Here is a 12,053-nt window from a genome sequence, read left to right on the forward strand (position 1 = left end):
GCCCGTTCCCGGACCCGGTCGTCGAAGTAGGGGGCCAGCGTCAGCAGCGCGTCGTGGATGGCGACCTCGCGCCACTGCAACCGCTCCCGCGGCAGCCGCCACCAGGAGCCGGGCGGTGGCGGGGCGGTGGAGGCGAACCGCAGCGCCGACCACAGCGGCGCCAGCGTCCGCAGGTCGCGCAGGCTGTGCCAGTGCGCGGCGACCGAGGGCCCGAGCCGGGGCAGCACGAACCCCACGGAGCAGGTCAGCGCGCCGAGCGAGGCCATCGGCGGGGCGACCGTGGTGGACAGGAAGTCGAGGTCGTGGCCCGTCCAACGCGCCGCGACCGCCGTGTACTTGGTCAGCTGGAAGCCCACCAGGTCGAGCATCGAACCGATGAGGATCAGCCGCAGTCCGGTCCGCAGCAGCCCGGTGACCTCGCGTCCCCACTTGACGCCCACCGCGCACAGCCCGACGGTCGCGACGCTGTGCCCGGCCAGATAGAGCACGATCATCTCGCGCATGTACGGCGTGCCGGCGTAGTAGGTATCGAGGTCGGTGAGCCGTTCCACGGGCGCGTCCGCCAGCGTGAACAGCACGACGAGGGCGACGATCAGCGCCGCGTAGGCGGCGATGGCCCGCAGCACCATGCGCCGGACCAGCTCGCGGGGCCCGCCGCGCCAGTTGATCAGCAGGACGAACAGGGAGCAGCTGTAGGCGGAGAGCATGCCGTAGGTGAGCGGGGCGCCGAAGTTGGGCACGCCGGTGAGGCCGTTGACGGCGGCCAGGGTCAGCGGGGCCGAGCAGACCAGGACGAGCGAGGCGAGGCCGAGGGCCGCGCACGTCGACACGGTCAGCGGGTTGCGCACGGCCCGTACGCCCGCGCGCGGCCGGCGGAACAGCACCGCGCCGGACAGCGCGAGGCCGACGGCGGCGACGTAGAGGACGACGCTCATGCGCTGCCCGAGGTGGTCGCGCCGCACACCCGGGCGGCCGCGACGAGCGGCGAGGAGGCGAGCGCGTCGGCGATCCGCACGAGCGCGTCCGGGCCGGGCGTGCGGTCCGCGATCCAGCCGGTCCCGGCGGCCTGCCCGAGCGGTCCGGCCCGGTGCTCCTCCTGTACGGCGACCGTGATGACGGCGGCCCAGGCGACCGCCTCGGCCTGTTCGGGATCGCCGCCGGCGTCCGCCAGCGCGGCCTCGCGGGTGCGGTCGTACAGCCCCCGGTCGAAGAGCGCGTCCAGGTGGCCGAGCGCGTTGTGGATGCTGGTCCGGCGCCAGATCAGCAGGGTGGTGGGGGAGGACCAGCGGGGCCGGGGCAGCCGCAGCGCGCGGCGGGTGAGGACGTCGTCGAGCTCCCGCTCCAGCGGTTCGAGCCGGGCGTACGCCCGCCGGGAGCTGCGCCACTGGGTCAGCCAGGGGCCGAGCAGCGGGATCAGGATGCCGGTGACCGTCGTCAGCGCGCCCAGTCCGGCGGCCGCCGGCGAGACGGTCGTACCCAGTCCCGACCAGTCCCGCCCGCTCCAGCGGGCCGCCACCGCGGCGAGCTTGCTCACGCTGTAGCCGGCGTTGCACAGCGTGCCGATGCCGAGCGTCACCAGGCCCGCGCGCAGCCAGCCGCGTACGTGACGGGCCCAGCTCAGGGACGACACCATGGTCACGACCGCGGCGACGAGATGCCCGACCAGGTAGAGCACGATCATCTCGGCGATGAACGGGGTCGTCGCGTAGTAGGTGTCCAGGTCGGTACGGCGTTCCACGGGCGCGTCGCCGAGCGCGAACGTCCCGGCGATGCCGACCAGGACGCAGGTGTACGCCACCACCCAGCGGCGGGTGGTGCGGTGCACGTGCGGGCCGCCCCGCCAGTACACGATCAGGATCAGGGCGGCGGCGCTGTACGCGGTGATCGACGCGTACGTCAGCGGGGCGGCGAGGTTCGGCACCCCGCTGATCCGGTTGACGGCGCCGACCGTCGGCGGGGCGCCCAGGAAGAAGCAGGCGCCGGCCAGGCCCAGCACGACACAGATGGCCCGCAGATAGGGGTCGCGGCGGTGCCGCATCAGGTCGGGGGCCTTGACCACCAGGCCCAGCCAGAGCACCCCGCAGCTCACATAGTTGATCAGGCCGCTCATCCTCGTGTCCCGCGGTAGTTGAGGGCGGCTCCGATGCGCCCGGACAGATCGTGGGTGCCGTTGCTGTCGGCGGCGTACACGGAGTCGGCCGGTGCCTCCAGCCAGGTGCGCAGCCGACGGCCCATCAGCATGCCGAACTGGTCGGCCTCCTGCTCGTCGGCGAGGCTGAAGTCGGTGCGGGCCGCGACGAGTCGGGGGCCCTCGCCGTCGACTCCCGCGTCCGTGCCGTCCGTTCCCTGCCGGTGCATGTGCCACACCTCGTGACAGAAGATCACTATCTGGTGCCAGACGGCGGCCCGCTTGTCGATGACGACGTCGTCGTGGGTACGCCCGTCCAGCCACAGCCCGCTGGCGGTGTGCGGCGGGAAGACCCGCCGGTGCACGACGACCTCCCGGCCCCGCCACTGGCTGACCGACTCCACGAGCGCGTCGAAGAGGTCCCCGGGGTCGGCCGGGATCGGGATCCGGATGGGATCGATGAGCGTGCCGGCCAGCCGGCGCATCTCCCGCTTCGTACGCACCGTCGAAATATGCCGGGAAAGACCCGCCTTCAGCTACCCCACCTCCGGTGCGGAAATCTGCGGACCGCCCGCCCGGGCGCCCGCCGGGGCCGCCGCCCGGGCGCGCACCGCGTCGATGTCCTCGGGTCGGCGCAGCTCCCGCGACACGGCCCCGATCCCCTGGAGCAGATCGGTGGCGTCCGCGTCGTCGCTGCTGCCGTCCCTCTCCGGCCGCCCCCGGGAGCCCTCGACGGCGTCCAGGATCGCCACCGCGGCGGCCAGCGCCTCGGCCCGCTGCGGCGGGAACCCGAGGGCGCGGGCGGCCTCGTGGGCCCGTCCGCGCAGCTCCGTGTCGATGTGCCGGGCCAGCGGCAGCAGCACGTCGCGGATGAACGTCTCGCGGCGGGTCAGGCGCAGTTCGGCCGTGCCGCGCGGCAGCCGGGGCACCCCGCCGCCGGCGACGGAGCGGGTCAGCAGGTACAGCGGCCGCAGCTCGCGGTGGGCGAGCCGGAGCCGCCAGCGGTCGTGCAGATACTGGCCGACGTGCGGCAGGATGAAGCCGACCGCGATCGCGATCGCCGACAGACAGGCCACCGGCGGAGCCACCCCGGTGCTCAGCAGGTCGAGGTCGTGTCCGGTCCAACGGGCCACGACGGCGGCGGACTTGGACACGTCGAAGATGAGGTTCAGGCCGTAGCCCGCGCCGAGGAACGTCAGCCCCCAGCGCAGCCAGGCGTCCAGCCCGTCGGTGCGCACCCAGTTCCACAGCAGCCGGGACGTGATCAGCACCGCAACGGCGTGCGCGAGCAGATACAGCACGATCATCTCGCGCATGTACGGCGTGTTGGCGTAGTAGGTGTCGAGGTCGGTGATCCGCTCCACCGGCGCGTCCGCCAGCGCGAACAGCACCCACAGCAGCACGATCACGCCGGTGTACCCGAGGACCACCCAGCGCATGGCGCGCCGGGTCTCGGCCGAGCGGTCGGACAGGCCGTTGCGCCAGGCGATGATCAGCAGCAGACAGGACCCGCAGAACGCGGTGAGCAGCGAGTACACCCAGGGCGCGGAGATGTTCGGCACGCCGGTGACCCGGTTGGTCCAGGCGATCGTCGACGGCGCCACGAACACGAACACCGAACAGGCGAGCAGCAGCAGCCCGCCCACGGCCCGCAGCAGCGGGTCCTTCCACAGCCGGATGATCGTGGGCAGCTTGATCAGCAGGGCGACCGTCAGTACCGCGGTGGGGATCCAGAAGGAGATGGAGAAGCCACTGCCGCCTGCCATCCCTCCCCCTTCCCCGCCTTCCCCGGCACCCGCCGCCCCACGGCCGGTTCGAGGTTACGCGCCTGGAAGTGTCCGCGTCATGTCGTCCTCCGGCCGTTGTCGGCCACCGAACCACCCCTGTTCTGGCCGGAGTCCGACGCCGGAGCCTGCCCCGGGCGGCCGCCGCGCGCTCGTGCGCGCAGGCTGTCGCGCCCACGACGACGCCCCACAATGGGGGCATGAGGATCTCGGCACGGGCGGACTACGCGGTACGGGCGCTTCTCGAACTCGCCGTACGCCACGACGGGGACCCGGTGAAGGCGGAGACGATCGCCGCCGCGCAGGACATCCCGCACAAGTTCCTGGAGGGGATCCTCGGCGATCTGCGGCGCGTCGGGATCGTCGACAGCAGGCGCGGCGGGGGCGGCGGTTACCGGCTGGCCCGGGACGCCCGCGCCGTCACCGTCGCGGACGTGATCCGCGCGGTCGACGGCCCGATCGTCTCGGTGCGCGGCGAACGCCCGACCGACCTCACCTACACCGGCTCCGCACAGCCGTTGCTGCCCCTGTGGATCGCCCTGCGGGCCAATGTGCGCCGGATCCTGGAGGGCGTCACGATCGCCGACATCGCGGCGGACGCGCTGCCGGAACCGGTACGCGAACTCGCGGCCGAACCGGCGGCGTGGGAGAACCCGTGACCCGGTAACTGCGCTGTGACGCACGGCAGTTCACCGAGAGGGCCGCAAGTGCGGGCGGAGGCCCGCGGCGCAGGGCGTGACGGAAGTGAACCCCTTCACGGGAGCTTCACTTCCTGACGCATGCCCATTTCTTGATCATGCCGTTGACCAGGGACGATTGCCGATGCTAAAAGATGCCTTACACATCTTCTTTACATGGCCCACACATTGTCGGGGGGTCACGGATCCTCCCGGCCGCTGCGTGGTGCCGTGCCGAACGTGGGGGGATCCATGGAGAGCTGTCCGGGCTGCGTGACGGCCGCCGCCGAGGCGCGCTTCTTCTGCCGCCAGTGCGGCAGGACCGTCCAGGGCCAGACGGCCGCCCCTGTGCAGCCGACCCCCACCCCACCGCCTGCACCGCAGCCGATCGCTCCGCCCGTGCCGCAGCCCGTTGTTCCGCCGGCGCCGCAACCCGTCGCTACGCCCGTGCCGCGGCCCGTTGTTCCGCCGGTGCCGCAGACGGCTCCGGAACCGGTTTCCAAGACCCCGCCGGCCCCGGCCGCCGCACCCGTGACGCCTGCCCCGGCCGAGGTTCCCGCCCCGCCCGCCGTGCCCGCGCCGGTCGCTGTCGCCGTACCGGATGTTCCGCCCGCGCCGGTGGCCGTGGACACCGCCGAGGTGCCGTCCGCCCCGCCCCGCAGGCGGCTGTGGCTCGCCACCGGTGCCGTGGCGGCGGTGGCGGCGTCGCTCGTCGCCGGATTCCTGCTGGGCAACGGCGGTACGACGTCGTCCGGTCAGGCGTCGGACGCGAAGCCGCGGACGGACGTGGCGTCACCGTCGGCCGCCCCGGAGGCGAACACGCTCCAGGACGGTGCGGACGCGTACACGGGGGACGGCGCGACCGCGACGGACGGCACCGACGATTCCGTGGTGCACGCGGACAGTTCGATCAATCCCGGCAACCGGCTCTTTCCGACCTACGCGGCCTCGGACTGTGTCCTGCCCGATCGGCCGGACAGTACGGGCCGGTACTTCTCCTACGAGCCCGAGAACGCCATCGACAAACTGGACGATACTGCCTGGCGATGCGGTCGGCGGACCGGGCGACTGTCGTTGGAACTGGGCGGTGCCACCCGGCTGACCAACGTGGGCCTGGTCCCCGGCTACACCAAGACCGACCCCGACGGCACGGACTGGTTCTACAAGAACCTGACGGTGACGAAGGCGCAGTGGACGTTCTCCCTGAACGGACAGGTGGTCGCCCAGTACACCGAGGTGATCGACGAGCCCGACGAGGCGATGGAGTGGATCGACCTGCCGTCGATCGTCACCGCGGACAGCGCGACCGTCGACATCGTCGAGACGGGCAATCCCGACGCCCGAGACAAGTACATCGCGATCAGCGGCATCGGCCTGGCGGACGACAGCAACTTCTGATCCGCAGCCGTCCTTCCGACACGACCAAGGCAAGGAACACCACAACCATGACCACCCCGGCCTTCGCGGCCCAGGCCGAATCGCTCTCCAACGCGACCTACGCGGGCAGTCGGCTCCAGTTCGAGACCAAGGTCGACCCGAAGCTTTCCGGCGTCGTCGAATCCGACGACCTCCGTGGGTTCCTCAAGCGGGCCCGCTGGACGTTCATGGCGGCCGTGATCCTGATGATCCCCGTCGCGCTTCTCCTGATGCTGCTCACCCAGAGCCTGAGCGGGGCGTACCTGGCCCTGATCGTGCCGGTGGTGGCCTCGCTGGCCACGTTCTTCATACCCAACCGTCAGGGCTTGTCGGAGTGGCAGCTGGTCGTCGACGGCAAGGGGGCCGCCGCGGACTCCGCCTACGGTGTGATCTACCAGGTCATCAGGGCCCGTCAGCTGCCCGTCGCGGTGGTGCCGCGCCGGTTCCGGACGGCGCACGACCCCACGATCAAGAACTTCCTGGTCATCAGCGACCGCGAGTACCAGGCCTACGTCTCCGTCTTCGCGTACGGCACCGGTCTGTACGTGGGCTGGTCCCTGTGGAGCAGCCGGCGCCCCGTCTCGATGTTCGTCCGCTTCCTCAAGGACTCCCTCTCCAGCCCCTTCAAGGGCCAGGCCGAGTTCAAGGGCCAGCTCTCCTCACAGCGGGCGCGGGCGCTGCGCGAGGCCGTCCACTCGGCGGTCCGGGAAGGCGTGGACGCCGCCAACCACGATCTGCACGTCCCGCTGACCCAGACCTTCGGCCACGACATCCCGGTCGAGACCGTCAGCGTGCCCCAGGCCGCGGTCGCGGCCGTTCCGGTTGCGGCTGCCCCGGCGGCCTGGCCCGGCGCCGCCCAGCCGCCCGCCCCGTTCCACGCGCCCGCCCCGGCAGCCCCGCCGGCCCCGGCCGCCCCGCCCGCCCCGTGAGCGCAGGTTCCGTATCGCCCGCCCAGGTCCGGCAGGCCGCCACGGTGACCGCTCCCGCGGCACCGCACGGCCACTGGGCCTGGGCCGGGCTGCGGCTGACCGCCGCCCGTGATCTCACCCGCAGCCACGAGTACGCCGAACTCCCCGAGGACCGGCGGCTGGCCCGTGCCGTCCGGGAACAGGCGGACTTCCTCGCGGGCCGACTCGGCGCCCCGGCCGGTTCCGTACTGGAGCTGCGCTGGCTCTGGGACCCCGCGGCGGGCCGCCTCCAGGCCCATCTGCTCACCCGGGTATGGGGGTTGGGCCAGGCGGCGGCGGACGCGGCGGCCCGCGCGGAGGTCGAGCGGCTCGCGCTCACCGCGCCGCACGTGCTGACCGAACCGCTGGACCAGAACGAACTGCGCGCCGTGATGGTCCCGTTCACGGCCGCGCCCGGCGGCGCCGCCGAGATCCGCAGACGGCTGTTCACCGAGACCCCCAACCGGCCCGACGCCGGGGTGCGGTTCTACACGGCCACCCAGCCGTTCGCCGGTGCCTCGCGGCACTGGGAGGGCCTGCTGACCGCGATCACCGCGCACCCCCACCCGCTGGCACTGAGCGTCGCCCTCAGCCCCGTGGCGGTACCGGCCTCGCTGCGCACCGCCGTCGCCCACTGCGCCACCGCCTACCAACGCCTGGCCACCGATGGCGAGTTCGAGTCCGGCTCGCTCTACCACGGCAAGGTCAAGCTGACCGCGGACGCCTTCGCGGTGCGCGCCGAGCAGCTGTACGCCGACGCCGGGCGACGCTATCTGAGCGATGCGTTCCGGATGCGGCTGTCCTGCTGGTCGCCCATGCCCTTCGACGACTCACTGCCCTCGCTGGCCGGCGAGACCGTCTCGCGCGGCGCGCCGTCGGCCTCCGACGGCCGGCTGGACCCGGCAGCCCTGGGACCCGCCTACCGGCTGGTGCGCCCGGCCGACCCCGCGCAGGCCGCCGTCTTCGCCGGGAACACCGGCTGGCTGGACTCCACCCTGTGGGGCGACGACGGCGGCTGGGCGCAGGCGATGCCGCCCGCCCTGCAACCACTGGAATGGCTGGCCGACCTGGAGGAGGCGAGCGCGGTCCTCCGGCTGCCGCTGGCCCTGAACGGGTACGTGCCCGGCTTCCCCGTCCAGGCCGTGGAGCAGGCGACGACCCTGGCGTACTCGCCCCAGGGGCCGCATGTCGTGCTCGGACACGCGACCGACGGCCGGACCGGCAAGCCCCTCGGTGTCGAACTGGACGATCTGACCCGGCACTCGCTGATCGTCGGCGGCAGCGGCTCCGGCAAGACCAACTCGACGCTGGCGCTGTGCCGTCAGCTCTGGGCGGACCATCGGGTCCCGTTCACCGTCCTGGAGCCGGTCAACACCGACCACGACGACTACCGGTGGCTCGCCACCCTTCCCGGCTTCGAGGACATGCTCGTGCTGACGGCCGGCGACGAGGAGACCGCCCCGCTGCGCCTGAACCCCTTCGAGGTGCCGGCCGGGGTCCGGATCTCCACCCACGCGGGCAATCTGCTGGACTGCTTCGACGCGGCCTTCGGCCTGTGGGACCCGCTCCCCTTCCTCTACCGCACGGCGCTCACCGACGTGTACCGGCGCAAGGGACTGGACGTCAACGCCACCGCGCGCGGTGACGAGGAGTGGCCGGTGCTGGCCGACTTCGTCGACATCATGGAGAACGTCGCCGACGGCTACGACTACGCGGGCGAGGCACGCGCCAACATCGTGGCCGCCTCCCGGCTGCGCGCGCGGTCGCTGGCCGAGGGGGCCTGCGGGCCGGTGCTGTCGGCGCCCCGCTCCATGCCGATCGGGGAACTGCTCAGCCGCCCGGTGGTGGTGGAACTCGCCTCGCTCGGCGACGCCCAGCAGCAGGCGCTGGTGATGGCGCTGCTCCTGAACGCGATGACCGAGCACTACAAGGTGCACCGGGACTCCTCGCGGCTGGCGCACGTCACGCTGGTCGAGGAGGCCCACCGGCTGCTGCGGCGGCCGCAGCCGGGTGCGGGGTCGGCGAAGGAGGGCGACGCCACGGCCAGGGCGGCGGAGGCGTTCGCCAACACCCTCGCGGAGAACCGCAAGTACGGGGAGGGCCTGGTGGTGATCGAGCAGGATCCTTCCAAGCTGATCCCCGACGCGTACAAGAACACGGCGCTGAAGATCGTCCATCAGCTCAAGGCGGAGGAGGACCGGCGGCTGGTCGGCGACACGATGCTGATGAGCGACGACCAGCGCGACCACGCCGCCGTGCTGCCGAAGATGTCGGCGTACGCGGCACACTCGCGCATCGACCGTCCGGTCCTGGTGGAGGTCCCCGACGTACGGGCCGAGGACGCGGCGCGGCTGGGCGTCGAACGCGCCCCGCTGGCCGGCCGGGAGGAGCTCGCCCGCAGGCACGCCCGGTGGGCCGAGGCCTCCCCGGTCGTCGCGGAGTCGTTGCGGCCGCAGGCGCCGTGCGGGTTCTGCCCGGTGAGCTGCTCCCTGGAGTTCCTGGCGGGACGGGCGGCCGGACAGGGCGCGGGCTTCGCGCAGTTGATGACGGAGGGCACCGCGGAGCGTTTCGCGGTCGCCTGGTGGCGGCGGCTGGCCGCGTACCTGGACGGGACCGGGGAGCCGGCGCGACCGAGGCACATTCCGTCGGGCGACGCCCACTGGCGGGTCGCCCTGCTGCGGGCGGTGCATGCCGCGGCGTATCCCAAGGCGCTGGGTGATCCCGCGCACGCGGTCCGGGCGGCCGAATGGGTCCGCCAGTTCCGCCGGTATCTCGACAGCCCTGCGGGCCGGGCCGCAGCCCTGAAGGAGGGGAGCTGACCGTGTCGGAGCAGTCGTGGGTGACCGGGCCGGCCGTCGAGTCGACGGAAGCGCAGACGGAAGCGGAAGCGGAGGCCGCGGCCGAGGCGGCGGGGGCGAGGGCGGACGCGGAGGCCAGGGCCGAGGCGGAGCTGCCCGAGCCGATGGAGTTCGACTTCTCCGAACAGGCGGAAGCCGGGGCGGAGTTCGGGGAGGAGACCGAGGAAGAGGTCGAAGAGGAGATCGAAGAGGAGGTCGAAGAGGAGGTCGAGGGGGAGTTCTGGGAGGAGGTCGAGGAAGAAGTCCAGGAGGAATTCGCGGAGTTCGAGGAGTCCGAGGAGTCCGAGGAGAACGCCGAGGCGAGCGCGGAGGGCGGGTCGGACGCGAACGCCGAGTCGGACGCCGAGACGGGGCCGAATGCCGAGATCGGTGCCGGGGCCGAGGCGGGTGCCGGGGCGTCGGCCGAGCTGCCGGACCCCTTCGAGCTGCTGAAGGACATCGACTTCGAGTTCGGCTTCAAACTGGACGACAAGGGACTGACGTTCTCGGCGGGCGCCTCGGTGGAGGTGGCCGACGGAGTCAAGATCGGGGTCGAGACGGAGTTGCCGATCACTCCTCAGACTCCCCCGAAGGGCTGACCTCCGCGGCGGTCAGCCCAGGCGGGACTTCCCCCGGGCCGCCCGGTCGAGCGCCCGGGACACCGCGTCCGTGCCCTGTCCCAGCAGGACCTTCTCCAGGCTGTGGTCGGCATGGCGGCCCATGCGCTCGCCCTCGGCGAAGTCCGCGGTGCCCAGCACCCGGCCGCACCATTCCCCGTTGCCGACGGTGTGACCGTCGAACGGCACGACCGCGCCCTCGCCGAGGGACACCCAGCCGTCCTCCTCCCAGCGCAGGGCGAGGACGTAGGTGTGGCCGGGCACCACTCGGGGCGCGTCACCGGTCAGGACGTCGACGCGGGCGGAGGGGTCGGAGCGCGGGATCTTCCAGCCGGGGGCGACGTAGTCGACGGTGGGGCCGGGGGAGGGGTGGGTCCGGCGCCCGGAGGTGAACACGACCGACTCCCGGGTCAGTCGGACAGTGCGCTCCAACTGGTACCGGTACGCCCCGGCGGCCAGTTCCTGCCGGTCGCTCTCCCACTCGCGCGTCGCGCGCCCGACGATCACGACATCGGCGTTGTCGACCCAGTCCTGTGCGCTTTCGGACGGATACCGATTGACCGGAAGACCGCACCCGTTGATGGTGTCCAGGCCATTCCAGCCGACCAGCACACCGGCCGCGACACCGGCGGCGGCGAGTGCCGCGACGACGGGACGGCCTGTCATTACCGGCGGTAAGGGGTTTCTTCGCATTTGTTGATCTTGTAGGGATCCGGCCTGTCCGGCTGTGGCGGAAGCCATACCTCCAGTCACAGTCATGTCACAGAGAGGCATTCCGGTTGGCTGGAGTTGGGGCTGACCGCCGTGTCCCCCGGGCGCCTACGATGCCACCGCCCCGGCCTTCACAGCGTACTCATGGTTTCTCCACAGGCCGGGCGTGCGCGTGCCACCCCCCACTGAACGAACCGAACAATTAGGAGAACCATGTCCGTTGGACTCCTGCTCAGCGGAGCGGCCGCCGCCGCGCTGCTGACCTCGGCGCTTCCCGCGCAGGCCTCCTCTCCCGTGTTCACCGACCCGCCCCCGGACAAGATCGTCATCACGGTCGCCACGGTGAACGGCTCCGGCTGTCCCCAGGGCACCACCGCCGTCGCCGTCTCCGAGGACAACACCGCCTTCACGGTGACCTACAGCAACTACCTCGCCCAGGCCGGCGGCAACTCCGACCCCACGGCGTTCCGTAAGAACTGCCAGCTCAACCTGGTCGTCCACGTTCCGCAGGGCTTCACGTACGCCATCGCCAGCGCCGACTACCGCGGCTTCGCCGCGCTGGAGTCCGGTGCGAGCGCCACCCAGCGGGCCTCGTACTACTTCCAGGGCTCCCCGGCCACGGCGTACCGCAGCCACCCGTTCAGCGGCCCCCTGAACGACAACTGGGAGGCCACCGACAGCACGGACTGGGCTCAGCTGGTCTGGGCGCCGTGCGGGGTCCAGCGCAACTTCAACATCAACACCGAGATCCGGGTGAACGCCGGCACCTCGGCGCCCGGCAAGGTCAGCTTCATGACGATGGACTCGACCGACGGTGACATCAGCACGATCTACCACATGGCCTGGAAGGACTGCGCGGCGTCCTGAGCCGGACCGGGGGGTCGCACCGCCCCCCGACGGGTCAGACCCTGGGTGACCTCGGCCGGCCGCGGTCAC

The 12,053-nt window shown here is 72.2% G+C and carries 11 protein-coding genes; 6 read left to right on the forward strand and 5 right to left on the reverse strand.

Annotated features, from left to right (window positions below; genetic code table 11):
- The 4 genes from ABT085_RS36095 to ABT085_RS36110 all read right to left on the reverse strand — a co-directional run.
- Positions 1–935, reverse strand: a 935-nt coding sequence (locus tag ABT085_RS36095) for an MAB_1171c family putative transporter (RefSeq protein ID WP_351617898.1), incomplete at its 3' end; no start/stop codon positions are given.
- A complete protein-coding gene (locus ABT085_RS36100) occupies positions 932–2,110 on the reverse strand; it encodes an MAB_1171c family putative transporter (protein ID WP_351617901.1) in 1,179 nt (392 codons plus the stop codon). The genes ABT085_RS36100 and ABT085_RS36095, both read right to left, overlap by 4 nt.
- Positions 2,107–2,631, reverse strand: coding sequence for a toxin (locus ABT085_RS36105; protein WP_351617903.1), 525 nt, complete (start codon positions 2,629–2,631; stop codon positions 2,107–2,109). Before ABT085_RS36105 ends, ABT085_RS36100 begins: the two co-directional genes overlap by 4 nt.
- A 33-nt stretch (positions 2,632–2,664) precedes the next feature.
- A complete protein-coding gene (locus ABT085_RS36110; protein WP_351617905.1) occupies positions 2,665–3,894 on the reverse strand; it encodes an MAB_1171c family putative transporter in 1,230 nt (409 codons plus the stop codon).
- Between the two features lie 218 nt (positions 3,895–4,112).
- On the opposite strand from ABT085_RS36110, the gene ABT085_RS36115 reads away from it, so the two are divergent.
- From ABT085_RS36115 to ABT085_RS36135, 5 genes are all read left to right on the forward strand, one after another.
- Positions 4,113–4,571, forward strand: coding sequence for an RrF2 family transcriptional regulator (locus tag ABT085_RS36115; RefSeq protein ID WP_351617908.1), 459 nt, complete (start codon positions 4,113–4,115; stop codon positions 4,569–4,571).
- A gap of 549 nt (positions 4,572–5,120) precedes the next feature.
- On the forward strand, positions 5,121–5,987 hold the full coding sequence (locus ABT085_RS36120) for a hypothetical protein (protein ID WP_351617911.1): 867 nt from the start codon (positions 5,121–5,123) through the stop codon (positions 5,985–5,987).
- Positions 5,988–6,034: 47 nt separating this feature from the next.
- Positions 6,035–6,934, forward strand: coding sequence for a hypothetical protein (locus tag ABT085_RS36125; RefSeq protein ID WP_351617914.1), 900 nt, complete (start codon positions 6,035–6,037; stop codon positions 6,932–6,934).
- Positions 6,931–9,771, forward strand: coding sequence for an ATP-binding protein (locus tag ABT085_RS36130; RefSeq protein ID WP_351617917.1), 2,841 nt, complete (start codon positions 6,931–6,933; stop codon positions 9,769–9,771). The genes ABT085_RS36125 and ABT085_RS36130 overlap by 4 nt, the downstream gene beginning before the upstream one ends.
- A gap of 2 nt (positions 9,772–9,773) precedes the next feature.
- Entirely contained in the window at positions 9,774–10,388 is a 615-nt protein-coding gene (locus ABT085_RS36135) for a hypothetical protein (protein ID WP_351617919.1), read from the forward strand.
- A gap of 12 nt (positions 10,389–10,400) precedes the next feature.
- Here the strand turns inward: ABT085_RS36135 and ABT085_RS36140 are convergent, their stop codons facing one another.
- The gene (locus ABT085_RS36140) at positions 10,401–11,072 is read right to left on the reverse strand and encodes a hypothetical protein (RefSeq protein WP_351617921.1); all 672 of its coding nucleotides are present in this window, start codon (positions 11,070–11,072) and stop codon (positions 10,401–10,403) included.
- Positions 11,073–11,330: 258 nt separating this feature from the next.
- On the opposite strand from ABT085_RS36140, the gene ABT085_RS36145 reads away from it, so the two are divergent.
- Entirely contained in the window at positions 11,331–11,984 is a 654-nt protein-coding gene (locus ABT085_RS36145) for a DUF4360 domain-containing protein (RefSeq protein WP_351617924.1), read from the forward strand.
- The last annotated feature ends 69 nt before the right edge of the window (positions 11,985–12,053 follow it).

This window comes from Streptomyces sp. NPDC002265 (assembly GCF_040296125.1).
Taxonomy (GTDB): domain Bacteria; phylum Actinomycetota; class Actinomycetes; order Streptomycetales; family Streptomycetaceae; genus Streptomyces.

Excerpts from the sequence above, each read along its gene's own strand:
- ABT085_RS36125 (WP_351617914.1), top strand. The coding sequence starts at position 6,035 with ATGACCACCCCGGCCTTCGCGGCCCAGGCCGAATCGCTCTCCAACGCG.
- ABT085_RS36145 (WP_351617924.1), top strand. The coding sequence starts at position 11,331 with ATGTCCGTTGGACTCCTGCTCAGCGGAGCGGCCGCCGCCGCGCTGCTG.
- ABT085_RS36100 (WP_351617901.1), bottom strand. The coding sequence starts at position 2,110 with ATGAGCGGCCTGATCAACTATGTGAGCTGCGGGGTGCTCTGGCTGGGC.
- ABT085_RS36140 (WP_351617921.1), bottom strand. The coding sequence starts at position 11,072 with ATGACAGGCCGTCCCGTCGTCGCGGCACTCGCCGCCGCCGGTGTCGCG.
- ABT085_RS36110 (WP_351617905.1), bottom strand. The coding sequence starts at position 3,894 with ATGGCAGGCGGCAGTGGCTTCTCCATCTCCTTCTGGATCCCCACCGCG.
- ABT085_RS36115 (WP_351617908.1), top strand. The coding sequence starts at position 4,113 with ATGAGGATCTCGGCACGGGCGGACTACGCGGTACGGGCGCTTCTCGAA.